At 70.2% G+C, this 25,565-nt stretch carries 21 protein-coding genes and 3 pseudogenes; 9 read left to right on the forward strand and 15 right to left on the reverse strand.

Translation table 11 applies throughout. From position 1 onward, the window contains the following. Positions 1-55: 55 nt before the first annotated feature. Positions 56-304, reverse strand: a pseudogene (locus tag ABZ016_RS26085) (metalloregulator ArsR/SmtB family transcription factor); the annotation flags it as partial. Between the two features lie 426 nt (positions 305-730). Between ABZ016_RS26085 and ABZ016_RS26090 the strand changes: the two are divergent. From ABZ016_RS26090 to ABZ016_RS26110, 5 genes are all read left to right on the forward strand, one after another. After that, positions 731-1,741, forward strand: coding sequence for a substrate-binding domain-containing protein (locus ABZ016_RS26090; RefSeq protein ID WP_356919117.1), 1,011 nt, complete (start codon positions 731-733; stop codon positions 1,739-1,741). A gap of 212 nt (positions 1,742-1,953) precedes the next feature. Next, positions 1,954-4,470 carry a nitrate- and nitrite sensing domain-containing protein gene (locus tag ABZ016_RS26095; RefSeq protein ID WP_356919118.1) on the forward strand — a complete coding sequence of 839 codons (2,517 nt, stop codon included), beginning with the start codon at positions 1,954-1,956 and terminating at the stop codon, positions 4,468-4,470. A gap of 15 nt (positions 4,471-4,485) precedes the next feature. Continuing rightward, on the forward strand, positions 4,486-4,917 hold the full coding sequence (locus ABZ016_RS26100) for a roadblock/LC7 domain-containing protein (RefSeq protein ID WP_356919119.1): 432 nt from the start codon (positions 4,486-4,488) through the stop codon (positions 4,915-4,917). A gap of 1 nt (position 4,918) precedes the next feature. Further along, entirely contained in the window at positions 4,919-5,278 is a 360-nt protein-coding gene (locus ABZ016_RS26105) for a DUF742 domain-containing protein (protein WP_356919120.1), read from the forward strand. Continuing rightward, positions 5,265-5,849, forward strand: a complete 585-nt coding sequence (locus ABZ016_RS26110) for an ATP/GTP-binding protein (RefSeq protein WP_356919121.1) — start codon at positions 5,265-5,267, stop codon at positions 5,847-5,849. The genes ABZ016_RS26105 and ABZ016_RS26110 overlap by 14 nt, the downstream gene beginning before the upstream one ends. Positions 5,850-5,923: 74 nt before the next feature. Here ABZ016_RS26110 and ABZ016_RS26115 read toward each other — a convergent pair whose 3' ends face one another. The 6 genes from ABZ016_RS26115 to ABZ016_RS26140 form a co-directional block, all read right to left on the reverse strand. Then, entirely contained in the window at positions 5,924-6,880 is a 957-nt protein-coding gene (locus tag ABZ016_RS26115) for an ABC transporter substrate-binding protein (RefSeq protein WP_356919224.1), read from the reverse strand. A 94-nt stretch (positions 6,881-6,974) separates the two neighbouring features. Further along, positions 6,975-7,640: an ABC transporter permease gene (locus ABZ016_RS26120; protein WP_356919122.1), complete on the reverse strand. Its 666-nt coding sequence runs from the start codon at positions 7,638-7,640 to the stop codon at positions 6,975-6,977. Further along, the gene (locus ABZ016_RS26125) at positions 7,637-8,335 is read right to left on the reverse strand and encodes an ABC transporter permease subunit (protein ID WP_356919123.1); all 699 of its coding nucleotides are present in this window, start codon (positions 8,333-8,335) and stop codon (positions 7,637-7,639) included. Before ABZ016_RS26125 ends, ABZ016_RS26120 begins: the two co-directional genes overlap by 4 nt. After that, the gene (locus ABZ016_RS26130; protein WP_356919124.1) at positions 8,332-9,453 is read right to left on the reverse strand and encodes an ABC transporter ATP-binding protein; all 1,122 of its coding nucleotides are present in this window, start codon (positions 9,451-9,453) and stop codon (positions 8,332-8,334) included. Before ABZ016_RS26130 ends, ABZ016_RS26125 begins: the two co-directional genes overlap by 4 nt. Before the next feature lie 67 nt (positions 9,454-9,520). Further along, positions 9,521-10,987, reverse strand: a complete 1,467-nt coding sequence (locus ABZ016_RS26135) for a HAMP domain-containing sensor histidine kinase (RefSeq protein ID WP_356919125.1) — start codon at positions 10,985-10,987, stop codon at positions 9,521-9,523. An 11-nt stretch (positions 10,988-10,998) separates the two neighbouring features. Beyond that, positions 10,999-11,697, reverse strand: a complete 699-nt coding sequence (locus ABZ016_RS26140) for a response regulator transcription factor (protein ID WP_356919225.1) — start codon at positions 11,695-11,697, stop codon at positions 10,999-11,001. 152 nt (positions 11,698-11,849) lie between these two features. Here ABZ016_RS26140 and ABZ016_RS26145 point away from each other — a divergent pair, with 152 nt between their 5' ends. Genes ABZ016_RS26145 through ABZ016_RS26155 form a run of 3 tightly spaced genes read left to right on the forward strand, consistent with a single transcriptional unit; the run spans position 11,850 to position 14,356 of the window. Beyond that, positions 11,850-13,190 carry a ferredoxin reductase family protein gene (locus ABZ016_RS26145; protein ID WP_356919126.1) on the forward strand — a complete coding sequence of 447 codons (1,341 nt, stop codon included), beginning with the start codon at positions 11,850-11,852 and terminating at the stop codon, positions 13,188-13,190. Between the two features lie 13 nt (positions 13,191-13,203). Beyond that, entirely contained in the window at positions 13,204-13,617 is a 414-nt protein-coding gene (locus ABZ016_RS26150; RefSeq protein WP_356919127.1) for an FMN-binding protein, read from the forward strand. A 4-nt stretch (positions 13,618-13,621) separates the two neighbouring features. Continuing rightward, a complete protein-coding gene (locus ABZ016_RS26155) occupies positions 13,622-14,356 on the forward strand; it encodes an FAD:protein FMN transferase (RefSeq protein WP_356919128.1) in 735 nt (244 codons plus the stop codon). A 1-nt stretch (position 14,357) separates the two neighbouring features. Here ABZ016_RS26155 and ABZ016_RS26160 read toward each other — a convergent pair whose 3' ends face one another. Beyond that, positions 14,358-16,916: a tetratricopeptide repeat protein gene (locus tag ABZ016_RS26160; RefSeq protein ID WP_356919129.1), complete on the reverse strand. Its 2,559-nt coding sequence runs from the start codon at positions 16,914-16,916 to the stop codon at positions 14,358-14,360. Between the two features lie 313 nt (positions 16,917-17,229). Between ABZ016_RS26160 and ABZ016_RS26165 the strand changes: the two genes are divergently transcribed. Next, entirely contained in the window at positions 17,230-17,772 is a 543-nt protein-coding gene (locus tag ABZ016_RS26165; RefSeq protein ID WP_356919130.1) for an MOSC domain-containing protein, read from the forward strand. Between the two features lie 9 nt (positions 17,773-17,781). On the opposite strand, the pseudogene ABZ016_RS26170 reads toward ABZ016_RS26165, so the two are convergent. From ABZ016_RS26170 to ABZ016_RS26200, 7 genes and pseudogenes are all read right to left on the reverse strand, one after another. Continuing rightward, a pseudogene (locus ABZ016_RS26170) lies at positions 17,782-18,369 on the reverse strand (Dyp-type peroxidase); the annotation flags it as partial. Positions 18,370-18,589: 220 nt separating this feature from the next. Beyond that, positions 18,590-18,943: pseudogene (locus ABZ016_RS26175) on the reverse strand (Dyp-type peroxidase domain-containing protein); the annotation flags it as partial. A gap of 128 nt (positions 18,944-19,071) precedes the next feature. Beyond that, on the reverse strand, positions 19,072-21,132 hold the full coding sequence (locus ABZ016_RS26180; protein WP_356919131.1) for a beta-galactosidase: 2,061 nt from the start codon (positions 21,130-21,132) through the stop codon (positions 19,072-19,074). 29 nt (positions 21,133-21,161) lie between these two features. After that, positions 21,162-21,980 (reverse strand): carbohydrate ABC transporter permease, encoded by an 819-nt coding sequence (locus ABZ016_RS26185; RefSeq protein WP_356919132.1) that lies wholly within the window; start codon positions 21,978-21,980, stop codon positions 21,162-21,164. Continuing rightward, the gene (locus tag ABZ016_RS26190) at positions 21,977-22,918 is read right to left on the reverse strand and encodes a sugar ABC transporter permease (RefSeq protein WP_356919133.1); all 942 of its coding nucleotides are present in this window, start codon (positions 22,916-22,918) and stop codon (positions 21,977-21,979) included. Before ABZ016_RS26190 ends, ABZ016_RS26185 begins: the two co-directional genes overlap by 4 nt. Before the next feature lie 108 nt (positions 22,919-23,026). Beyond that, positions 23,027-24,376: an extracellular solute-binding protein gene (locus ABZ016_RS26195; RefSeq protein WP_356919134.1), complete on the reverse strand. Its 1,350-nt coding sequence runs from the start codon at positions 24,374-24,376 to the stop codon at positions 23,027-23,029. Between the two features lie 36 nt (positions 24,377-24,412). Beyond that, entirely contained in the window at positions 24,413-25,474 is a 1,062-nt protein-coding gene (locus ABZ016_RS26200) for a LacI family DNA-binding transcriptional regulator (protein ID WP_356919135.1), read from the reverse strand. Between the last annotated feature and the right edge of the window lie 91 nt (positions 25,475-25,565).

Consider the following 25,565-nt stretch of genomic DNA (forward strand, 5'->3'; position numbering starts at 1 on the left):
GGATCTCCGGAGACCGGTTCTCCGGCGCCCTCCTCCTTCAGTGCCCTCGCCAGTAGTACACCTGCCGGCGCCCCTCCCGGCGGGAGCGGACCAGACCGGCCAGCTTCAGCTTGGTGAGGTGCTGGCTGACCGCGGGCAGCGCACCGCCGACCCGCTCCGCGAGCCCGGTCACGTCGCTCTCGCCCTGGGCCAGCGCCCACACGATGTGCAGCCGGGCGGGCGAGGCCAGCAGCCCGAAAGCCGCGGACGCCTGGGCGAGCACGTCGGCGGAGGGGTCCTCGAAGCCACTGCCGGCTGCCGCCACCGTGCCGCCCTTCCGTCGTCGCCGTCATCACCGTCGTCCCGCGAGCCGCCCCAGTCTAGGCGGCTCCCAGAGGAGTCCCGGAAAGCCGTTTTCCGCGACTTCGTCCGGGCGGTGTCGGCAGCCACCCCCTGGCGTCCGAACCGCACGGACGGTACGGAAAGCCGAGGTGAGCGCATCCGGAACGAGGACATGGCGACGTACGGGACGGGGGCGCGCACGGCATGACCGGGAGCACGCCGTTCGACCGGCCGAACGGTCATCACGATGCGGCGGCGGCAACTCACTGCATGTGGCCGCTCACTTGACGACCAGTGGTCACACACGGTTGGCTCCGGGCCAGCGAGAGTCATCGGGTCGTGCACGTTCATGGCCAGGCCTGTGCTCTCACCCTGCTCTTGCTCGGCCGCACAGCGAGGTCCGCCCCCCATGAACACTCCTCCCCCACCGCACACCACAGCGAGACTCGCCCGGGTCGCCGCTCTGGCGTCCGCCGTGTGTCTGCTGGTGGCCGGCTGCTCCGCCCTCGGCGCGGCCCGGGACGGGCAGGGCGCGGACGCGGCGGGCGGGCCGGGCGACGGCATGAAGGTCGCCATGGTCACGCACGGCGGCAAGGGCGACGCCTTCTGGGACCTGGTGCGCAGAGGCGCCGAGACGGCGGCCGCCAAGGACGGCGTCGACCTGACCTACGCCAGCGACTCCGATCCGGCCGCACAGGCCGACCTGGTGCGCGACGCGGTCCGCGACAAGGTCGACGGCATCGCGGTGACCCTGGCCAAGCCGGCGGCGATGCGCGGGCCGATCGCCCAGGCCAAGGCGGCCGGCATCCCCGTCGTCGGGCTCAACTCGGGCATCGACGCCTGGCGGCCGTCGGGGCTCCTGGAGTACTTCGGCCAGGACGAGTCCGTCGCGGGCCGCGCGGTCGGCGACAAGCTGGACGAGGTGAAGGCCAAGCACGTCCTGTGCGTGGTGCACGAGCGCGGCAACGTGGCGCTGGAGGCCCGCTGCGCGGGCGTGAAGAAGACCTTCCACGGTGACACCGACAACCTGTACGTGGACGGCAGCGACATGGACGCGGTGGACGCCACGATCGCCTCCCGGCTGCGGCAGGACACGAGCATCGACGAGGTGGTCACCAACGGCGCCCAGTACGCGCTCAGCGCCGTCAAGGCAGTGAGACAGGCCGGCAGCAGGGCCAAGATCGCCACCTTCGACCTCAACAAGGACCTGGTGAAGGCGGTCCAGGACGGTGACGTGCAGTTCGCCGTGGACCAGCAGCCGTACCTCCAGGGCTACCTCGCGGTGGACGCCCTGTGGCTGTACCGGACCAACGGCAACGTCAGCGGCGGCGGGACCTCGCCGGTGCTCACCGGTCCGGCCTTCGTGACCCGGTCGAACGTGTCCGCTGTGGCCCGGTTCGCGGCCGCCGGAACCCGGTGACCGGACGCTTCCTGTGAGGGTGTCGCCAAAGATTCGTTCAGGCCCGGTCCCTGTGTTCACTTGTACGGATAACATCCTGCACATCCCATGTGCCGCGCCCGGCATCCCCTCACCCTCGCGATCGTCCCCCGCACCCCCGCGACCGTCCCCCGCGCTCCCCGACCGTTCCGCCTCCCCGTTCCTCGCTCCCCGCTGATCGCCCTAGGACGACGATGTCTCGACGGACAGGTGCCCGGCGCCGTCTCGGTTCCATACGCCTCTCCCTGGTGCTTCTGGCCCTGGTGCCGAGCGTCACCCTCGCCGCCATGTGGGGCGTGACCACGATCCAGATGTTCTCGGAGGGGCTTCGGCTGCGTGACCAGACGGAGCTGAGCCGGTCGACCGGCGCCATGGGCACCGACGCGACACTCGCACTGCAGCGGGAACGCAGCCTGTCGGCGGCCTGGCTGGCCTCGCCCAAGGGCTCCCGGGCCAGGCTCGACGCGCAACGCGAGGAGAGCGACAAGGCGGTCGCGAAGCTGGTCGGGCAGGCGGACGCGATCGAGAAGGCGCCCTCCCGCGTCTCGGACCGGCTGTACTCGGTGCTGGGTTCGGTGGGCAGCCTGGAGTACTACCGGGACCAGGTGGACAACCCCACCGACATCACCCCCCAGCAGGCGCTCGACCAGTACTCCTCGATCATCGACGACCAGATCCACGCCTTCCAGGAGCTCTCCCAGGTCGACGACGGCGACCTCACCTCGCAGGCCGGCCCGCTGGTCGCGCTGGAGCACGCGGCGGAGCTGGTCTCCCGGGAGGACGCGCAACTGACCCTGGCCTGGCCGACCGGGCATCTGGACGACAAGGCCTGGGTGCAGTTCGCCGAGCTGGTGAACACCCGGCGCTGGCTGGTCCAGGACCAGGTGCTGCCCCAACTGACCGGAGATGCCAAGGCGCGGACCGAGCGGATCCTGGCGAGCCCCGAGTGGCGCACGCTGCAGGCCGTCGAGGACCAGGTCCTGGCGGCCCGCAACTCCAGCGCCGAAGCGGACCGGATCGCCCTGCCGGACGCGCAGAAGCGGTGGAACGCCGCCATGGACGAACTCTCCGACCACTACGCGACCCTGATCGAGCAGCAGACGACAGGACTGCTGGAACGCAGCGCCGACAAGGCGGACGGGCTGCTGATCAAGGCGGGCTTCCTGAGCGCCGGCGGCCTGCTCGCGCTGCTGCTGTGCGTCGGGATGTCCTGGCGGATCACCCGCTCGCTGTCCCGGCGGCTGCACGGCCTGCGCCGGGCCGCCGTCAGCCTCGCGCAGGAGCGGCTGCCCGACGTGGTGGCGCGGCTGGAGCGGGGCGAGACCGTCGACCCGGAGTCGGCGGCGAAACAGCTGGACTACGGCCACGACGAACTCGGCCAGGTGGCCCGGGCGTTCAACACCGCCCAGCGCACCGCCGTGCACACGGCGGTGGAACTCGCCGACACCCGGCGCGGCTTCCAGAAGATCATCCTGGGCATCGCCCGGCAGAGCCAGAACCTGGTCAACCTCCAGCTCAGCAAGCTGGACGCGCTGGAGCGTGAGCACAGCGACCCCGACATCCTCAAGGGCCTGTACGAACTGGACTCCACGGCCAGCCAGTTGCGCCGCTACGAGGAGAACCTCGTCATCGTCAGCGGCGAACGGCCCGGCCGCAGCTGGTCCGAGCCGGTCGCGCTGATCGACATCCTGCGCAGCGCTGTCGGCGAGGTCGCCGAGTACCAGCGGGTGGAGGTGCACACCGAGGAGGAGGTGTACGTCGCCCCGCCCGCGGTGGCCGACGTCATCCACCTGCTGGCCGAGCTCATCGACAACGCCACCGCGTACTCCCCCGCCCCGAGCCCCGTCACGGTGCGTGCCGGGATGGTGGCCAAGGGCCTGGCGGTCGAGGTCGAGGACCGCGGCCTCGGCATGTCGGAGGAGGACTACGCGTCCTTCAACGAACAGCTGGCGGTGCCCCCGCAGTTCGACGTGGTGGCGCTCGCCGACGATCTGCGGCTCGGCATGTTCGTGATCGCCCAGCTGGCCCACCGGCACGGCATCACGGCGACCCTGCGGTCCTCGCCGTACGGCGGGACCACGGCGATCGTGCTGATCCCGCACGAGATCGTGGTGCGGGAGGTCCCGGACGGCGGGACGTCCCGGGCGCGCGGCGCCGGCGGCGGAGCCGGCGTGAACGGTCTGGTGGCCACGGCCGGGCCGAGGGGCACGGGCGGCGGCCCCCCGGAGGGCGGACAGGTCCCGGAGGACGGGCGGGCCCCGGTGGACGGGAGGGATGCCACGGACGCCGGGCGGGCCGCGGCGTCCCAGGACGTCGAGGAGCCGCGCGGAGGCGAGGCCCCGCAGGGGACCGAGCGCGTCGCAGGATCCCCCCGCGAGCCCCGCCCCCTCGTCGCGGCGCGCACGGCCTCCGCCACCGCCCGGACCGCCGCCCGCGAGGTCGTGCCCCGCCGTGACGGTCTCGCCCCGCTCCCCCGCCGGGTGCCGCAGACCAGCCTGGTGGAGGAGCTGCGGGAGGAGCCCGGGCCCGACGACGGCTCCCTCGACGAGTTCACCGCGGAAGCGGCCGCCTCCTCCCTGGCCGGTTTCCAGCGCGGCACGCTCCGGGCCCGTGACGGCGACGCCGAGCCGCCGTCCGACGAGACCTCGACCGCACCGCCCCGGCAGGCCATCGCCGCCCCCGTCCCCCCGACTCCGCCCGCCGACCGCTGACGAAGGACACCGCAAATGACAGGCCCCATCCCCGCCACGCACACCCAGCTCGACCAGCTGCTGACCGGACTCGTGGAGCGGGTCGCCGACGTGAACCAGGCCGTGGTGCTCTCCGAGGACGGCCTGGTGGTGAGCAAGTCCACCGGGTTCCTGCGCGACGACGCCGAGCGCCTCGCGGCGACCGCGTCCGGACTGATGAGCCTCAGCAAGGGCGTCAGCATGGACTTCCGGGGCGGTCCGGTGCGCCAGGCGCTCATCGAGATGGCCAACAGCTATCTGATCCTGACCTCCGCCGGTCCCGGCGCGCACCTGGTGGTGCTCACCGGGCCGGGCGCGGACGTGGGGGTGGTGGCGTACCAGATGAACATGCTGGTGAAGAAGATCGGCGAGCACCTCAGCGCGGCACCGCGGGGCATGGCCGGTCCCGTCGTCGACCCAGGCGTGTGAGGTGGGCGGAGGCGACTCGGCGGGCCGGCTCGTACGGCCGTTCGCTCTGACCGGTGGCAGGACCCGGCCCAGCCGCGCCGACTTCACGCTCATCGCGACCGTCACCGCGGTCGATCCGCAGCCTGTGGTGGCGGTCCGGTGCCAGCCCGAGCACACCCGGATCCTGCGGCTGTGCGCCGAGCCGGTGGCCGTGGCGGAGCTGGCCGCCCGGCTCGACCTCCCGGTGAGCGTGGTCGTCATCCTGCTCTGCGACCTGCTGGAGGCGGGCCGCATCACCGTCCGCCCGCCGCGCCTCGTTTCCCGCACCACCCCGGACCTGGACCTGCTGCAGAAAGTGAGGGACGGCCTTGGCCGGCTCTGACTCCACCACCGACGCGTCCTCGGCACCCGACACGGTCAAGATCCTCGTCGCCGGCGGCTTCGGCGTCGGCAAGACCACCATGGTCGGGTCGGTCAGCGAGATCGCCCCGCTGCGTACCGAGGAACCCCTGACCATGGCCGGTCTGGGCGTCGACGACCTCGACGGCATCGAGGAGAAACGGGCCACCACCGTGGCCCTGGACTTCGGCCGGATCACCATCAGCCGGGAGCTGGTGCTGTACCTGTTCGGCACGCCGGGACAGCAGCGCTTCTGGTTCATGTGGAACGACCTGGCCCTCGGTGCGCTGGGTGCCGTGGTCCTGGTCGACGTCCGCAGACCCGAGTCGAGTTTCGCCGCGATCGACTTCTTCGAGCGCCGGGACATCCCGTTCGTCGTGGGCGTCAACGGCTTTCACGGCGAACACCCGTACCCGCCGGAGGACATCCGGGAGGCGCTCGCGATACCGCAGGACGTCAAGGTGCTGCTGTGCGACGCCCGGGACCGGGAGTCGTGCCGTGACGTGCTGATCGCCCTGATCGACCAGCTGATCGCGTCGGCGGTGCAGGCTTAGGGAGTTAGTTCGGGCCGGCACGTCGTGCGGCCCGGACGGGCGTCGCCGTCCGGGCCGGAGGGTCGGCCGGACGGTCAGACCAGCCCCTGCGACTTCAGCCAGGCCTTGGCCACGTCCAGCGGGTCCTTCTTCTCGAGCTGCACCTGCGTGTCCAGGTCGAGCAGCGCCGCGGTGTCGAGCTTGGCCGAGACCGCGTCGAGCGCCGCGGCGCCCTCCTTGGACAGCTCGCCCTTGCGGACCAGGGGCTGCACGTTCTGGAAGCCGAAGAGGTTCTCCGGGTCCTTCAGGACGACGAACTTGTCCCGGGCGATGGTCGGGTCGGTGGTGAAGAGGTCCGCGGCCTGCACCGTGTTCTTCTTCAGCGCCGTCTGGGTCAGCGGCCCGCCCGCGTCGAGGGACTTGAAGGTCTTGAACTCCAGCCCGTACACCGACTTCAGGCCCGCCAGGCCCTGGTGCCGGGTCTGGAACTCGGGCGAGCCGCCGAACACCAGGTCCTTGGCGGCGTCCTTGAGGTCGGCTATGGAGGAGTCCGAGGTGAGCTTGTACTTCTTCGCGGTCTCGGCGTTGACCGTCACGGAGTCCTTGTTCTGCGCGGCCGACGGCTTCAGCAGCTCCAGCTTGGAGTCGAGCTTGCCGTCGATCGCGGTGGTGGTCTCCTCGACCGTCTTCGGCTTGGCCTTGGCGTCGAGGTAGGCGAGCAGGGAGCCGTTGTACTCGGGCAGCACGGTGATGGTGCCGTTCTTCATCAGACCGTAGGTGGTCTCGCGGCTGCCGATGTTGGGCTTGTAGGTGACCTTGATGCCCTTGGCCTTGAGGGCCTCGCCGTAGATGTCGGCGAGCAGGATGCTCTCGGCGAAGTTGTTGGAGCCGACGACGACGGTGTCGCCCTTCGCCCCGCCGCCCTTCAGGGGGTCCTCGGAAGTGCCGCCGGAGGAACAGCCCGCCAGGAGCGCCACTGCCGCGCCGAGCGCGACCGCGGCCGCGCCGGGATGCCTCGTGATGGACCGGGTGCTGCTCTTCGCCGTAGTAATCACCCACTGATCCAAGCCAGCCGATAATCGGTCAGTCAAGAGCAGCCTGGTTACCAATCGGCGTCGATCTGGACCGGATTGCGCTACTCGCCCCTCATCGCCTGCGCACCCCCGGCGACACCGTGACCCGCGCCACTCCCCAGAAGAGCGCGAGCGTGACCAGCGCCAGGACGGCCACCAGGGTCGCGCCGCCCACCACCTTCTCGTAGTTGCGCTGGTAGAGGCCGTCCACGATGTACCGGCCGAGGCCGCCCAGGCTGACGTAGGCGGCGATGGTCGCGGTCGACACGATCTGGATGGCCGCCGAGCGCAGTCCGCTCAGGATCAGCGGCAGCGCGACCGGCAGTTCCACCTGGAAGAGGATGCGCGACTCGTGCATGCCCATGCCGCGGGCGGCGTCCACCGGTGACGGGTCGACGCTGCGCATCGCCTCGTAGGTGGTGACCAGGATCGGCGGGACGGCGAGGACGACCAGCGGGATCATCACGGGCAGCATGCCGAATCCCAGCAGGGTCGTCATCAGCACCAGCAGACCGAAGCTGGGCAGGGCCCGCCCCGCGGTGGCGACCAGGGACAGGGCGTTCCCGCCCCGGCCGTAGTGGCCGGTGACCAGGCCGATCGGCAGCCCGATGGCGGCGGCGAGGAGCAGCGCCTGAAGGGTGTACCGCACGTGTTCCCCGAGGCGGGCGGGGATGCCGTCGTAGCCGTGCCAGTGGGCGCTGTCGCTGAAGAAGGAGTTGACGAAGTTCAGTACGTTCACCGGGCGGCATCCTCAAGGACGGGCGCCGGCTTGCGGCGGGTCGTGCCGCTCGGCATCCAGGGCGTCAGCAGCACACGGACGAGAACCAGCAGGGCGTCGACGAGGATCGCCAGGAGGGCCGTGGTGATCACGGAGTTCCACGTGAGTTCGGGCCGGTTGTAGATCTGCGCGTCGTGGAGCAGGTTGCCGAGCGCGCCCTGGTTGCCGATCAGCATGCCGACGCTGACGAGGGAGATACTGGACACGGTCGCCACCCGCAGACCCGCGATGATCGCCGGGACCGCGATCGGCAACTGCACCTGGAAGTAGCGCCGTACCGGGCCGAAGCCCATGGCCGTGGCGGCGGCCAGGGTCTCCTCGGACACCGAGCGCACCCCGTCGACGATCGCCGGGACGAGCACCACCAGGCTGTACACGGCCAGCGGGATCATCACGGTCAGTTCGGTCTGCCCGGTGTAGTCGATGAGCACGACGAAGAACGCCAGCGACGGGATGGCGTACAGCACCGTGGTGACGCCGAGGACGGGCGGGTACAGCCAGCGGAAGCGCACGCACAGCTGGGCGATCGGCAGTGCGAGCAGCAGTCCGGCCGCGACCGGCAGCAGCGCCTCCCTCAGGTGCAGCCCGATCAGTCCGAGCCAGCTGTGCTGGAGGTCGCTGGGGATGTCGAAGAAGTCGTGCAGGAAGCCGCTCATCCGGCGACCTTCTCGTCGTCGCGCCCGGCCGCGTGGGCGCTGCGGATCGCCTCGCCGATGGTCTGCTGCGAGACCACTCCGGTGACCCGGCCGTCGGCGTCCACGGCGACGGCCCAGCCGGTCGGGGAGAGCACCGCGCAGTCGAGGGCGACCCGCAGGGAGTCGGTGCCGGGCACGAACGGCCGGCCGTGGGACAGCAGCCGGTCCGTCCTGATGTCCCCGGCCGCAAGGTCGCGCGGCTCGCCCCAGCCGAGCGGCCTGCCGTCCCCGTCGGTCACCAGGAGGTACGGGGCGTCGGGGGCGGCGATCTGCTCGGCGGTCGCGTCGAGCGGGATCACCGGGCCGGACGTCAACTCGAGCCGCCCGGAGGGGAAGAACGACAGCCGGCGGATGCCGCGGTCGCCGCCGAGGAAGTCCTCGACGAAGGCGTCGGCGGGGCTGGACAGCAGCTCGGCGGGCGGTGCGTACTGGGCGAGGTGACCGCCGGTGCGCAGCACGGCGACCGTGGTCCCGAGCTTGATGGCCTCGTCGATGTCGTGGGTGACGAAGACGATCGTCTTGCCGAGCTCTTCCTGGATGCGCAGCAGTTCGTCCTGGAGGCCCTTGCGCACCACGGGGTCGACCGCGGAGAACGGCTCGTCCATGAGCAGCACCGGCGGGTCCGCGGCGAGCGCCCGGGCCACGCCGACGCGCTGCTGCTGGCCGCCGGACAGCTGGTAGGGGTACCGCTTGGCGAGCGCGGTGTCGAGGCCCACGCGTTCCATCAGCTCCGCCGCCCGGGCCCGGGCCTTCTGCTTGCCCCAGCCGAGCATGCGGGGCACGGTCGCGATGTTGTCGACGATCGTGCGGTGCTGGAAGAGGCCGGCGTTCTGGATGACGTACCCCATGGACCGGCGCAGGGTGGTGACGGGTTGCCGCTGGATGTCCTCGCCGTCGAGGAGGATCGTGCCCTCGCTCGGTTCGACCATCCTGTTGATCATCCGCAGGGTGGTGGTCTTGCCGCAGCCCGAAGGTCCGACGAGGACGGTGATCGAGCGGTCGGGTATCTCCATGGAGAGCCGGTCCACCGCCACCGTGCCGTCCGGATACCGCTTGGTGACTGATTCGATCCGTATCAAGACGCCGGGGCCCTTCGGGTTGGCGGAGAGTGTTGGCCATGGTCGTACGGGCTGTTGCCGGTCGAGTCTAGACGGCGGCCGTTTCCGGCCCCGGGGCGGCCGGAATCTGCTCCGCGGTCAGCGGCAGGCGCACGGTGAACACCGTCGCCCCCGGCTCGCTGTCCAGCTCGATGCGGCCGCCGTGGGCCCGGACCAGGGACTCGGCGACCGCGAGGCCCAGTCCGCTGCCGCCGCGGTCGCGGCTGCGCGCCTTGTCGACGCGGTAGAAACGGTCGAACACCCGGGCGCTGTCGTCGGGCGGGATGCCGGGGCCGGTGTCGGTGACCCGCACCTCGGCCGTGCCGGGCCCGACGCGCACCTCCACGGACACCTTCGTACCGGCGGGTGTGTGCACGGCCGCGTTGGTGAGGAGGTTGTCGACGACCTGCCGGATGCGCAGCGGGTCCATCCGCAGCCACACCGCCCGCGGACCGGCAGGCCCGGTCAGCGGATGGTCGGGGCGGCCCGCGCGGAAGGCCTCCGCTGCCTGGTGCACCAGCTCCATCAGGTCGGCGTGCTGGAGCCGCAGCGGCGTCTCCACCTCCGCCGCGTCCAGCCGGGCGAGCAGCAGCAGATCGTCCAGGAGGACGCCCATCCGGGCGGCCTCGGCGCGCAGCCGGGCCAGATGCCGGTCGCGTTCCTCGGGGGCGTTGGCGGCGGCGTACTGGAACAGGTCGGCGTAGCCGCGCACCGACATCAGCGGGGTGCGCAGTTCGTGCGAGGCGTCGGCGACGAACCGGCGCAGCCGTTGTTCGGCCTCCGCGCGGACGGCGAGGGAGTCGTCGATGTGCTCCAGCATCGTGTTGAAGGCGGTCCGCAGTTCGTCCACCTCGGGCCCGCCGTCGCGGCCGTCGGCGCGCAGCGGCAGCCGGGCCGCCGACTCGGTCAGGTCGTGCGAGGCGATGCCGTTCGCGGTGTACGCCATGTCGCTGAGCGGCTTCAGGCCGCGGCGCAGCATCCTGCGGCCGAGGACCACCAGGGCCAGCAGCGCGAGCCCGAACGTGACAGCCTGGATCGTGATCAGCTGCCCGACCGTGTCCTCGATGTCGTCCATGGGCGCGGCGCTCACCAGCACCACCCCGGGTTCGACCTCGCAGGCGCGCAGCCGGTAGGCGCCCGCCCCCTCGAGGTGCTCGGTGCGCACGAGCTCCTGGTGCGTGGCGGCCTGGGCCCGGGCCAGGGCGGTGAAGTCGTCGACGTCCCGCGGCACGTCGGCGGGGTCCTCGGGCTTGCGCAGCTCGGGTGTGCCGTCCGCGACGTCGTACACGGCGTAGTACCAGCGGTAGTACTTCTTGCCCTGGAGCGTGCCGTGGTCCGCGATGCTCTTGGACTGGGCGAGCTGGGCGAGTTTGAGCTGGTCGTTGAGCTGGGCGGACAGGTAGTCCCGCATGTAGGTGGTCAGGGCCGTGCCGACGACGGCGAACACGACCAGCGCCAGGGCGCCGAGGCCCAGGGCCAGCCGGGTGCCCAGGCGCATTCCGCGGTAGGCCCGCATCGGCCGGGCGATCACTCGGAGGCCTGTCGCAGGACGTACCCGAAGCCGCGCACGGTGTGGATCAGCGGCGCGCTGTCGTCGTCCGTCTCGTCGAGCTTGCGGCGCAGCCGGCTGACGACCAGCTCGACGACGTTGGACCGGCCGCCGAAGCCGTACTCCCACACGTGGTCGAGGATCTGCGCCTTGGTCAGCACGGTGGGCGACTTGCGCATGAGGTAGCGCAGCACCTCGTACTCGGTCGGGGTCAGCGACAGCAGCCGGTCGCCGCGCCGCACCTCGCGGGTGTCCTCGTCCATCGTCAGGTCGCCGACCCGGAGCACGGACCGCTGGAAGGCGGGGCCCGCGCTGCGCCGCAGCACGGTTCGCAGCCGGGCCATCAGCTCCTCCACGGCGAACGGCTTGACCAGGTAGTCGTCACCGCCCCGGGTGAGACCCGCGACCCGGTCGGCGACTCCGTCGCGGGCGGTGAGGAACACCACCGGCACCATCGTGCCGGAGGCGCGCAGCCGGTCCAGGACACCGAAGCCGTCCACGCCGGGCAGCATCAGGTCCAGCACCACGATGTCGGGGTGGAACTCGGCGGCCCGCCGCAGCGCGTCCTCGCCGGTGTACGCCGTGACCGCCTCCCAGCCCTCGTAGCGGGCGACGGTCGCGACGAGATCGGCGATGGGCGGGTCGTCGTCGACGACGAGCAGTCGTACTTTCTCCACCCGCTCATAGTGCTTCACCTGTCCTGCGCCTCCATAGCCGTCCGCCCCTCGGCCGCGGGATCGATAAAAACTTGAAAGTTGAGCGACAGTATTCCGACAGCTCCCCCGCGACAAGCTCGGTGTCCCAGGATCCGATCAAGGAGCTGCCGACCGTGACGACCCTTCAACGACCCCCCACAGCGACACGGCCGGGCGTGCGCCCGGGAGTCGTGGGCCGCGCCGGCCTGTACGCGGTGCTGCTCGCCAACGCGGCCGTGGTGGCCGTCTTCTTCGTCCAGGCCGGTTTCGCCTCGAACGCGCTGATCGTGCTGGGCCGGCTCACCGGGCTGTACGGGGCGCTGCTGATGGCGTTCCAGCTGCTGCTGGTGGCGCGGCTGCCGTGGTTCGACCGGCGGATCGGCATGGACCGGCTGACGTCCTTGCACCGCTGGACCGGCTTCTCGGTGCTGTCGGTGCTGCTCGCGCATGCGGTGTTCATCATCTTCGGCTACGCGCGGTCCTCGTCCCTGGACCCGGTGAACCAGCTGGTGGACCTCGCGGAGACCACGGAGGGCGTGCTGCGCGCGCTCGTCGCCCTGGCGATCCTCATGGTGGTCGGGGTGGTCTCGGCTCGCTGCGCGCGGCGCCGGCTGGCCTACGAGACCTGGCACTTCATCCACCTGTACACCTACGTCGCGGTGGTGCTGGCGTTCACCCACCAGGTGGCGGCGGGCACGACGTTCACCTCGTCGTCCGTGGCGAAGACCTACTGGTCGGCCGTGTGGGGCGGAGCCCTCGCCGCGGTGTTCGCGGGCCGGCTGGTGCTGCCCCTGTGGCGCAACCTCCGCCACCGGCTCCGGGTCACCGCCGTCGTCCCGGAGAACGACGACGTCGTCTCGGTCTACGTCACGGGCCGCGACCTGGACCGCCTGCCCGCCCGGGCCGGACAGTTCTTCCTGTGGCGATTCCTGACGAAGGACCGCTGGTGGCAGGCGAACCCGTTCTCGCTGTCGGCCGCCCCGGACGGCCGCACCTTGCGCCTGACCGTCAAGCGTGCCGGCGCCGGCAGCGCCGCCCTGCGCCACCTGAAGCCCGGCACGCGCGTGTTCGCCGAGGGTCCCTACGGCGCCTTCACCACCCTGCACCGCACCCGCCCGGACGCGGTACTCATCGCCGGCGGGGTCGGCGTGACGCCCATCCGGGCCCTGCTGGAGGAACTGCACGGCCACGCCGTCGTGATCTACCGGGTCGCCACCGACCAGGACGCCGTCCTCCACGGGGAACTGCGCGACCTCGCGCTCGCCAGGGGCGCGGAACTGCACCTGGTGACGGGGCCGCCCGTGCCGGACCGGTTGGCGCCCGGGGAGCTGGCCCGTCTCGTGCCGGACATCGCCGAGCGGGACGTCTATCTCTGTGGCCCGCCTCCGATGATGAACGCCGTGCTCGGCAGCCTGCGCGAGCTGGGCGTGCCCAAGCCGCAGGTCCACTTCGAACGCTTCAGCCTGGCCGGATGACGAGGAGACTGTCGTGAAGCGAGCCATACCCGTCCTGGTCCTGAGCGTCGCCGGTCTGATCCCGGTCTGGCGGTACGCGCCCTCGCACGACACGGGATCGTCGTCGACGGTCACGGAGGCCGCGGCACCGGCGTCGACGCCCTCGGTCTCCTCGTCGGGCGGTACCACGTCCACGGTCGTGTCGGGTTCGGCCATCGACACCGAGAAGGGCCCGGTGCAGGTCGAGGTCACCTTCGACGGCGAGAAGATCGCCTCGGTGCGCATGCTGCAACAGCCGAACCACCCCCAGACAACGGCCGCCGTACCCCAGCTGATCGAGGAAACGCTGCAGGCGCAGAGCGCCGACATCGACACCGTCTCGGGCGCCACGATCACCAGCGACGGCTACAAGGAGTCGCTCCAGGCCGCCCTCGACGCGAAGGGCTGAGAGCATGCGGCGCGTCGAGCACGTCATGGGATTCCCGGTGTCGGTGCGGATCGACGACGAGGGCTTCCCCGAGGCGCCGTTGGACGGCCTTTTCGCCTGGCTGCGCGAGGTCGACGCACGGTTCAGCCCGTTCCGGCCTGACAGCGAGGTGTCCCGGCTGGACCGCGGGGAGGTACGCGAACCGAGCCCGGAGCTGCGGGAGGTCCTGGACCTGTGCGAGGAGTACCGGGTCGCGACCGGTGGCGCCTTCGACGCACGGCTGCCCGGGCGCGGCCTCGACCCCTGCGCCGTGGTGAAGGGCTGGTCGGTGGAGAGGGGCGCCGAGCTGCTGAGGGCGGCCGGGGCGCGGCGCTTCTGCCTCAACGCGGGCGGTGACGTGATCGCCGTCGGCGGCCCCTGGCGGGTGGGCGTACGCCATCCCGAGCGGGCGGACCGGCTGTGCACGGTGCTGGCCCTCACGGACCGGGCCGTCGCGACCTCCGCCCGCTACGAGCGCGGCGACCACATCATCGACGGCCGCACGGGCCGCCCGGCGACCGGACTGCTCAGCCTCACGGTCGTCGCCCCCACCCTCACCGAGGCCGACACCGTCGCGACGGCGGCCTTCGCGCTGGGCGCCGAGGGGGTCGAGTGGGTGGCGGGGCGGGCCGGTTGTGAGGTCTTCGCGGTGGACGCGGGGCGACGGGTGCTGCGGTCGGCGGGGTTTCCCGTCGCCGGGGAACGGACGGTGCGGGACTGACCTATCGGTAGTACCTGGTCGCCCATGCCTTTGGCATCCGCCACCGAAGTTGGGAGGGGCTTCCGAAAAAGCTGGACGACGGAGTGAACCGGGATGCGTTGAGCATCACCTTTGGTTGCACGTTCGGCACAATGCTCAGATCCTCCGCCAGACTCGCTTCCACACCGCCCGGCAGCTTCAAGCTGATCACTTTGGGCAACAGGAACCCTGCGAAAATCAACCCGAGGAGAACTGGCGTGAGTGTCATGACCATCGTCGTGGTCACATCTGCCCCCCAAAGGAAGTCGACCCACGTGGCCAGCAGAACCAGCGCAACGATCAAGACCACGAACGGTCCTGCGACGGTGGCACCCACCATCCACGGAAATGAGCTTTCTCCGAGCAACTGAGCAGCGCGCCGGGCCTCGTACTTGCCGCCTTCCTCGCGATGATGATTCTCGCTCTCTTCGAAATAGTGACGAGCATTCTTACGGTGTCTGCTCTGCTCGAAGGCGTTCGACGTCTGACTCGCCAACCTTTGCTCCACCACTCCTGCTACGAAGTAGGATTCCGGGTCGTTCATGTCGCTCAGGACCGCCGCCTTGGCCGCGCTGAGGGCGTCATCGTAGAAGGGCGTCCCAGAGGCTTGCTCAGCGGACTCCGGGACCGCGTCGCCGGCCTGCACCAGCACCCGGGCCAGGGCCTGATTGAGCTTCCCCGTGGAATAGCCGACATCGTCTCCGACATGGATGGCGGTGCGCAGCGTCTCTTCTGCCGACTTCAGATCGCCCCGCGATCGCACTACAGCTACTGCCAGCCCGAGAGCCGCGTCTCCTTTTTCCTTTCTGTTCGCAGTCGCCATTCGGGCCCGACGGAAGTGCCAGGCGGCGGCTTCCGCGTCCTCAGGGGACTCACTGCGCTCCAGATGGAGATGACCGAGCTCGATATGCACGCTCGCGTCGTTTTCATTGCAATCTTCCGCGCGCTCCAAGGATTCCAGGCTTTCTTTGAACAGGCCCATCTCTCGGTACAGGGCACCCAGCGCGACATGCCCACTGGAGCAGGGTGCAAGCTCGACCGCCTGCTGGAAGTATTGCTCCGCAGCTGCGTACTCGCCGTCGCGGAATGCCATCACACCTCGCCATGAGTGAGCCAGGGGAGCGAGGGGATCGCTCGGCGTGTGATCCAGAAACTCTGCGATGTGAAGACGTGGATCGCCATCGGCACCATAGTTCGAATTTTCGTCCCGCACACTTATCCAGGCCGACCCGAGCCAATACCTGGCCGCATGCATCGGGTCCCTCTCACGCGCCGCCTTGAATCGCTCGGCCGCCTTTCTGTAATCTTCTCCCTCGAAAGCCACCCAGCCGAGCTGCTCCAGCACTTCCGCCTCCTCTTCGGCGGACACGCTCTCGCGTTCGAGGAGATCCTCAAGAATCATTTCCGCCTTCCGAAAGTGATCCCCTTCTGGGTGAGCTATGCCTCGTTCAAGCTCAATCATGCCTTGTTCAACGAGGAATGGTCGATACGAGGCCCGCTCAAGGTGCCCACATATGAACCTCTGCGCGTCATCCAGACGGCCCAGCCCACGCAAGGCGGAGGACTTCCCGATGATTGCCGGCTCAAACCGCGGATTCAGGGCCAGGGCATCATCGTAGGACTTCAAGGCCTCCGCAGGACGGCAGAGACCGTCCAGCAATTGCGCCAGGACCGTATGCGCGTCCACCGACCTTCGATGTTCGGCGACCACCTTGCGGGCCTCGTCCTCCGCCGACCCGAACTCATGGAGTTCTTTCAGGATTTGAATATAATCCGACAACGCCTTCGGATGGACAGGATTTACGGAGAAAGCCTTCTTCGCATGCTCTCGCGCATCCTCGTACCTTCCTTCACCCCGGAGCACGTCACAGAGTGCGGAACGCTGGGGAAGGTCGTCCGGAAGTTTGTTGATCGCGTCGTATCCGTGCTTCTCGGCCTCTTCCCAACGTTGCTGCATCGCCAGGAATTGCGTTTTTGTGGACAGACCCCAGGAGTGGTGTCCCCTCGAATGGCTTATCGCTTCGTCGACTTCTCTTTCTGCGTCGTCACGACGGCCCATGTCGAACAGTACCCAAGCGAGCATCACACGTCCGTCTGCACTGTCGGGAAGGCGAATTATTGCTCGTGCCGCCTCCTCGGCTTCATGCCAACGGCGCATATAACGCAACTGGGCGGCTTTCGCCTGCAAAACTTCTTCATTATCCGGATCCATTTCGCAGGCTTCTTCGAACTGCCGAAGCGCTTCTTCAGCATGGTCCTGCTCACTCAGCACCCATCCTCGTGAGACCCGTAGGCCCGCATCCATCGGATGCAGTGAAAGTGCTTCATCAGCGGCATCTATAGCTTCGGTCCATCGGCAGAGCGCAACCAGAGCCGCTATTTTTCCGCGTAGCGCCCTGATGTTGCGACGGTCTGCGCTGAGTGCCTCTTCGTAGGCCATGAGGGCCTCATCATGACGACCTCGGCCGGCGTGCTCAGCTCCCTGCTTGACACTGTCCCCCACGTGACGTGCCTGGATAGGAATAATCTGCTGCAGCGTCATGACGCTACCCCCTGACTTGCAACTCCCTCGGATCACTCGGCAGAAGTAGTTAGATGTACACCACCATTATCGGCCGGGCCTACGAAAGATCACAACCCTCAACAGTTGCTTCACACAGGATTTTCGGTCAACTATTTCGTATTGAATTACGGCCGAAGTGGGAGTCGAACTCTGAACTGCGTATACAGGCCGCCCCTGACGTCTGAGCAGGCGTGCGCTGAGCGGGGAAACGAGGCAGTCAACAAAGCACCCGTCCCGAGGACGCGTTAGGCTCCTGGTGGATCACTGCCAACGGTAAAGGGGGGCCGGGCGCATGGACGCCACGGTGACGGCTGTCAGCAGCAACGGGGAGTACTCGTTCACCAAGCCGAACCGGGACAGCATCACGCTGCTCGAAGGGCTCGGGGTGGAGGGCGACGTCCATGCGGGGGTGACGGTCAAGCACCGTTCGCGCGTCGCGCAGGACCCGACCCAGCCGAACCTTCGCCAGGTCCACCTCATTCACGAGGAGCTCTTCGCCGAGGTCGGCGAGGCGGGCTTCCAGGTGGCGCCCGGCGAGCTCGGGGAGAACATCACCACGCGCGGCATCGACCTGCTGGGCCTGCCGGTCGGCACGCTGCTGCGGATCGGTGACACCGCGGTGGTGGAGGTGACCGGCCTGCGCAACCCCTGCCAGCAGATCGACGCCTTCCAGGACGGGCTGCTGAAGCAGGTCGTCGGCCGGGACGAGAACGGCCGGGTGGTGCGCAAGACCGGCGTCATGAGCATCGTGCGGGAGGGCGGGGTGGTGCGGCCCGGCGACACCGTCGAGGTGCGGCTGCCGGCCGAGCCGCACCGGCCGCTGGATCGCGTCTGACCGAACCGGTCAGTCCTCGGGAAGCGTCTCCAGGAATCCCGCCGGGGGGACGAAGAACAGGCTGCCGGTGACGGCCCGTGAGTAGTCCAGCAGCGGGTCGGGTCCCGAGCCCGGCCCGCCGAGGAACATCGTGCGCAGCATCGTCTCCGGGATCCCGGGCGTGCGGGCGTAGGCCACGAAGTACGTGCCGAACTCGCCGTGCCCGGGCCTGCCGAACGGCATCGCGGCGCGCAGTATCCTCTGCTCGGAACCGTCCGGGCCGAGGACGGTGTTGACGTCCTTGTGGGAGCCGGGCGCGTCGAGTTCGAGGTTGGTGAGCTTGGTGCGGCCGATCACCTTCTCCTGCGCCTCGACGGCGAGGGCCTCCCAGGCGTCCACGTCGTGCAGGTACTTCTGCACGACGGCGTAACTCCCGCCCCGGAAGCCGGGATCCTCCTCGCCGACCAGCACCGCGTCGGCCGCGGCCTGCCCGACGGGGTTCTCGGTGCCGTCGACGAAGCCGAGGACGTTGCGCGAGTCGAAGGAGGAGAACGCCTGCGTCTCGTCCCGCACGGTGATCGTGCCGCGCAGCCGCCGCATGAGCTCGGCGGCGAGGGCCTGTCGTTTGGATCAGGTCGGCTGAGAGGGGCCTCGCCTGTCAGCCGACCCGAGCGGGGCGTGGTGCGTGCAGCTGCAAGGCGGAGGAGGGAGTCGACGCGATGGGGGTACCGCCCACGCGAGCGAAGCCGAGCGTGGGGGAGTCGGCGAGTGACGACAACGCGGCAGATGTGCGTGCCACGCCCCGCGACGCCGGCATGATCCAAACGACAGGCCCTGGGGCGAAGCACAGGTCGGTGCGGGCGGCCTTGATGTGGAGGAACAGGTCGCCGGGGGTCGACGGGGCGTGGAGCCGGGGCCCGGCCAGTTCACGGAACGGGTGCAGTTCCGCGGGCCTGGGGCCGCCGAACAGCCGGCTCCAGGCCCGGGAACCGATGCCGGCGACGCAGCCGAGGCCGCCGTCGGGGCTGGGGAAGCCGACGGACCGCACGAGGCCCGCGAGGGAGCCCAGCACCTCCCGTACGGTGGCTTCCCCGCCGGCGTCGATCGTGGCGACCAGGAACACCGCGACCGACGCCGGCGGGTTCAGCACCGGCTGTGGCAGCGTCTCGCCCGGGGGCAGCGGTGACGTCATGGCTTTCCCATCCCTTCGCCCGGCCGGCACGGCCCGCCCGCTCCCCCTCCGGGACGGCGCGGCCCACGCCCCTGACACGATGCCCAGCGAACGGGCGGCCGGAACTCCCGGGCCGGAAGGGATGGTTGCTAGAGCTCCTCGTCCCGAAGCACCTTCACGTCCCAGGGACCGAGCGGCACGGCCTCGGCGTAGACGGTGTCGGAGAGCACGTCCCGCACGGCCGCGGGAACCGGAACGGACACCTCCTCCCACGACCAGTTGTGCAGGAAGCGCACCCGGCGGCCGTCCCGGGCGGCCGCCGAGGTGGCCGTGACGCTCGGGTGGGCGGGGCGCCACGAGCCGTCCGGGGCGTACCGGTCGAACAGGGCGCGGGCGAGGACGGGGTCGGGGACGGTGCCGACGTAGGTGACGCGGCCGGCGCCGTGGCGGTGCGTGGTGATCGCGGGCCAGCGTCCGAAGTGCGGGTGCACGTACGCCGCCAGGGCCTCGGCGCCCTGCGCCCGCAGTCCGTCCGCCCAGTGCAGGGCATGCGCGTCGGGCGGCAGGGGGAGGGCGTCCGTACCGGTGACGGGCAGCGGGTCGCCCAGGTTGCTGAACTCGTCGTACGTCACCCCGGCCGCCTCTGCGAGCCGTCCCGGCTGGAGGTCGGTGCGGGCCCTGGCCTCGGTGTCGCCGTAGCCGGTGCGGGGGCCGAGGACGAGGTGGCCGCCGGCCTCGGCGTAGGCGCGGAGCCGGTCCAGGACGGTGTCGTCGGCGGCGTAGTAGGCGGGGACGACGAGGAGGGGCGGCAGGTCGGCGTCCGGGAGCTGCCCGGGGTGCAGGACACGCGCCTGGAGGCCCGCGTCGAAGGCGCCCCGGTAGAAGGCGTCGAAGATCCGCTCGTACGACCGCCCGTCCGGGTTCCCCTCGGCGTCGGCGAGCGGCGGATGGCCCTGGAGCGCCCACTTGCTGGGCCCGTCGTACAGGAAGGCCACGTCGGCGTCCGGGGTGAGGGACGAGACGAGGTCGCCCGCCTTCTCCAACTCGGCGCCCAGCGCGGCCATTTCGCGGTAGACGCGGCCGGGCCGGCCGTTGTGCGGGAGGATGCCGCCCCAGTAGGTCTCGGCACCGAAGTGCAGGGTGTGCCAGTGCCAGTACTCGATCATCGAGGCGCCGCGGGAGATCAGCGCCCAGGCGGCCTGGCGCCACTGGCCGTCGTAGGCGGGACGGTTGTCCCACGGCCCGCTGATGGCCTGCGCGTTGGTCTCGGTGACCAGGAAGGGCTCCTGGCGTGAGGAGTACATGCGGTCGGCGCTGCGGAACAGCGCCCAGGTGCCGTTCGTCGTCCAGTTCTGCCCGGCCTTGCGCACGTCGGGCAGGGCGAGGGCGTCCTGCATCGTGTAGTACGGGTTGCCCGCGGTGACGTCGAGGCGGTCGGTGAGCTTGTCGTCCTCCACGCCCTGGCGGTCGTAGGAGATGCACGTCGTGACGAACTGGCCGGGGCGCGCGTACTCGCGGACGATGCCGGCCTGCCAGGCGATGAACTCGGTGGTGAGCCGGGCCTGGAAGCGCCGCCAGGCGAGGTCGTACTGCGGCTGGACGTTGCCGTCCGGGGTCCACAGGTCGGCCCAGGTGGACAACCGGTGGGACCAGTAGACCAGGCCCCACTCGCGGTTCAGGGTCTCCACGTCGCCGTACTGCTCGCGCAAGTGGTCGGTGAAGCGCTGGAAGACGCCGTGGTTGTGGAAGAGGTGCAGGCCCGGTTCGTTGTCGACCTGCCAGCCGATGACCGCCGGGTGGTCCGCGTACCGTTCGGCGATCCTGCGGATGATCCGCTCGGCGTGGAAGCGGAACGCCGGGTGGGTGAAGTCGACCTCCTGCCGGGCGCCCCAGCCGTGGCGCATGCCGGTGCGGTGCTCCCCGGCGATCTCCGGGTACTGCCGGGCCAGCCACGGCGGCACCGCGTACGTCGGCGTCCCGAGGATCACCGAGATGCCCCGCTCGTGCGCGCCGTCCAGGACCGGTTGGAGCCAGTCGAGGTCGAAGCGGCCGTTCTCGGGCTCCCAGGTGGACCAGACGGACTCGCCGACCCGGATGACCGTGAAGCGGGCCTCCGCCATCAGGTCGAGGTCGTCCTTGAGACGCTCGTACGGCTGGTACTCGTGGTAGTAGGCGGCACCGAACAGGATGCGTCGGGGCAGCTCGAACATGTCTCTCCTCTGGGCGAGTTGGTGGGACTTCAGCCCTTGACCGCGCCGGTGGACAGGCCTTCGAGGAGCTGCTTGCGCAGCAGCACGAAGAGGGCGACGGCGGGCAGGACGGCGAGGACGGCTCCGGCGAGCACGAGGTCGTACTGCCGTTGCTCCGACACGAACAGGGTCTGCAGGCCCAGCGGCAGGGTGTACTGGGAGCTGTCGGAGACCAGCACCAGCGGCCACAGGAAGCTGTTGTAGCTCTGCAGGAACTGCCAGACGGCCAGGGCGCCCAGCGCGGGCCGCAGCAGCGGCAGCACGATGGTCCGGAAGATGCCGAACTCGCTCGCCCCGTCGATCCGGGCGGCCTCCAGCACCGAGTCCGGGATCGACTGCACGATGTACTGCTGCATCATGAAGATCCCGAACGCGGGCGCCACCCACGGCACGATCAGCGCGAACCACGGGCTGCCGAGGCCGGTCTTCACGAGGATCACGAACAGCGGCACGAGGATCACCGCGAACGGGATGGACAGCGAGCTGAACATGACGTTGAACAGCAGCCGTTTCCCGGCGAAGCGGAACTTGGCGAAGCCGTAGCCGGCGAGCGCGCAGACGAAGACGGACACGGTCGTGGCGACGACGGCGACCACCGTGCTCATCAGGAACCAGCGGCCGAAGGGCTGCTCGGTGAGCAGGGTGCGGTAGTTGTCCAGTGTGAAGGGGTCCGGGAGGAGCTGCGGCGGGTAGCCGAAGATGTCGCCGCGCGGTTTGAAGGAGCCGCTCAGCGCCCACAGCAGCGGGGCGAGGAAGCCCAGGAGCAGCAGGACCAGCGCGGCGTACAGGGGGACGCGGGTGCGGGTCATGAGGCGGCCCTCCCGATGCCGAGGAGACGGTTGAAGAGCCGGCTGAGGCCGAAGACGAGGACGAAGAGGACGACGGCCGCGGCGGCGGCGTAGCCGAACTGCTGGCGCTGGAAGGCGGCCCGGTAGATGAACATGGTCACCGAGAGGGTGGACTCGGCCGGTCCGCCGCCGGTCAGCAGGTACGGCTCCTCGAAGATCTGGGCCGCGCCGATGAACGACGTGACGACGACGAACGCCGTCACCGGCTTCAGCGCCGGCAGGGTGACGGTGGTGAAGGTGCGCAGCCGTCCGGCCCCGTCGAGGGCGGCGGCCTCGTACAGCTCCCGGGGCACGTTCTGGAGTCCGGCGAGGAAGAAGACGGTGAGGTAGCCGGTCCAGCGCCACAGCATGACCAGGGCGATGCTCACCCTGGCCCAGCCCGGATCGCCGAGCCAGTCGATGCCGCCGGCGCCGAACAGGGCGCGCAGCACCGCGTTGGCGAGCCCGAACTGGCGGTCGAAGATCAGGCCGAAGACCAGGGCGACGAGGATCGGCGAGACCACCATCGGCACGAAGTAGGCGGTGCGCCACAGGTCGCGCACCCGCAGGCCCCGGGTGTTGAGGGCCTGCGCGATCAGCAGCGCCAGCGGTACGACGACACAGACCGCGACCAGCACGAAGACGGCGGTGTTGCCGAGGGCCCGGTGGAAGCTGATGTCGGTGACGAGGAGCCGGTAGTTCCGCAGCCCGACCCAGTGCGGTGTGCCGAGCCCGACCCACTCGGTGAGACTCAGCCACAGCGAGACACCGACCGGGACCAGCATGAAGAGGACGTAGAGGAGATAGAAGGGGGAGATGAAGAGGTAGGGCGCCCAGGTTCTGCGGGGCCGGTGTGCCTCTTGGCCAGGGGCGCTGTGCGCACGGGCGGTTCCAGGCGCCCCGGCAACGGTGGGGGTCATGGGTTACTCCTAATCCGCCGAGTTCGGCATCCCCTCAGGGGCGCGGGCAGCTTCGATATGCGGCTCCGCCGCGTGGGCGCGACAAACCCCAACGGCGCCGCAGCCGAACTACCGGCCGGCCTGGTCACGAAAATCGGCCGCGGTCTGCTTCAAGGCCTGCCGCGGGGTCAAGCTGCCGCGATAGGCACGCAAGAGGTTGCCCGCCAGAACGTCGTAGAGGATCGACTGGTCGGGGCTCTGGTGGAACGCGGGCACATCCGGCAGCAGCGAGCGGTACAACCCGAACAGCCGCTGCCCGCCACAGAACTCGTCCCGGTAAGCCCCCAGGCGCGGATCCGCGTACACCGACCGCCGGGTGGGCAGATAGCCGGTCTCCGTGAACCGCCGCACCTGCCCCTCGTGACTGAGCCAGGTCTTGAAGAGGAACTCCGTGGCCGCCCGTGTGTTGGCCTTGTCCTTGACGGCACCGAAACCCGTACCGCCGAGCGCAGCGGTCACCCCGCCTCCCGCGGCGAACCGGGGCAACGCGCGCACGCGCCATCTCCCCTTCTGCTCGGGCACGTTGGGCACCAGGCCGTAGTTCTTGTACCAGATGGCCATGGGCAGGCCGATGACCCGGCCCTGTTTCAGCGCGGTCTGCATGGCGGCCCCGTAGTAGTCGGAGACGTCGACGACGAAGCCACTGCGCAGCCCCTCGCAGAGGAAGCGCAGCACCTCCTCTGCCTCCGGCGAGTCGAGGAGCAGGGTCCCGTCGGCGTCGAAGAACGCGCCGCCGCGCTGGTAGAGCAGCATCTGGAAGGACTGCACGACCTGTCCCGGGTCGCTGCCCACCGTGGAGACGACGCACAGCGAGGAGCGGTGGTCCCGGTACACCCGTGCCCCGGCGTCGGCGAACTCCTCCCAGGTCGTCAGGGACCCGGTGAGGCGGTACCGGTCGAAGAGGTCCTCGCGGTGGAAGTAGACGACCATCGGGGTGTCCGAGTCGAAGGCGTAGACGCGGCCGTCCTTGCTGAAGGGGGCGGTGCGGGCCGGCAGCAGGTCGTCCTTCAGACCGGGTACGGCCTCGATGTCGGGTGTGAAGTCGTGCAGCAGCCGTTCGGAGATGTCGCCGCGCAGCATGCGCGGGAAGCTGCCGATCTCGAAGCCCACCAGGTCGGGGGTGCCCCGTCCGGCGACGGCCTGGGCGAGCAGTTTGGTGACGATGTCCGGGGGCCCGGAGCGCGTCACCTTCAGGTGGTAGCGGAAGTCGGTGGCACGGTCGGCCTCCGGGACGCCCTTGACGAAGAACTCCTCGTAGCCCGGGTCGTGGGTCCACAGGGAGAGGGTGACGTCGCCCGAGGTGCGGGGCGTGGTGCTGCCTGCGCCGCAGGCGGAGAGCGCGGCGGCCGTACCGAGGCCGAGGGTGCCGCGCAGCAGGGCGCGGCGGGTCGGAGGGCTGGGGGATGCTGGGGTGTACACACGTGACTCCTCACGTGGTGCGGCTGCGGGCGGGTGTCAGAGGGAGCCCGGGTCGCGTACCGGCCCGGTGGAGGCCCGTACGGTCAACTCGACTGCGTCGTCGGCCGGTTCGGCCGGTGCGGTGCGGCCCTCGATCAGGGCGATCAGTACGTCGACGGCGCGGTCGGCGACGGCGGCGAAGTTCTGCCGGACGGTGGTCAGCGGCGGGGAGAGGTAGGCGGCGGCGGGGATGTCGTCGTAGCCGACGACACTCACGTCACCGGGGACGGCGCGGCCCGCGTCGGCGAACGCGCGCAGGGCGCCGATGGCCATGTCGTCGTTGGCGGCGAACACGGCGGTCACATCGGAAAGTCCGGCGAGCTGCCGTCCGGAGGCGTACCCGGAGGCCGGGGTCCAGTCACCGGGCGACGGCAGGGGCGGCTCGGGCACGCCGGCCGCGGCGAGTGCCTCGCGCCAGCCGCGCAGGCGGTCGCGGGCGGCCCACCAGTCCTGCGGGCCGGGCAGGTGCCAGACGGTGCGGTGGCCGAGGGAGAGCAGGTGCTCGGTGGCGAGGCGGGCGGCGGCGACGCCGTCGCCGCCGACCACGGCCCCGGTGCCGCCGGTGAGTTCCACACCCTCGCCGACGCTGACCACGGGCACGTCGGCGCCGATCCTGAGCGGCGCGCCGTCGTCGATGGGCTCGGACAGCACGATCCCGTCCACACCCTGCTCCAGCAGCGCGTCCACGGCTACCGACACCTTCTGCCCCTCCAGGGTGCTGGCCAGGGCGACGGAGTACCCGGCCCGCTGCATCGCCCGTTCCAGGGCGATGAGCAGGGTCGACGGGCCGTAGAGGGAACTGCCCAGCGAGACCACGCCGATACGGCGGTAGCGTCCGAGGAGCAGGGCCCGGGCGGCGGTGTTGGGGCGGTAGTCCAGTTCGCGGACGGCTCTCAGGACGCGGTCGCGCACCTCGGGGCTGACGTGCGGTTCGCCGTTGACGACCCGGGAGACCGTCTTCTGCGACACCCCGGCGGCCCGCGCGACCTCGGTCATGCCGGGGCCGCGCCGCCGGCGGCCGCCCGCGGCCGGGGGTCCCTCGGCTCCGCTCGTGGTCATGCGTGCTCCCGGAAGTGGCAGGACTGTGGACTACGTAGTCAATGAGGGCGGTGGGAGTGCCCGAGCCGTTTATGACTACGTAGTCACGCCA

Origin of the sequence: Streptomyces sp. NPDC006372 (assembly GCF_040612515.1) — a bacterium.
Classification (GTDB): Bacteria; Actinomycetota; Actinomycetes; order Streptomycetales; family Streptomycetaceae; genus Streptomyces.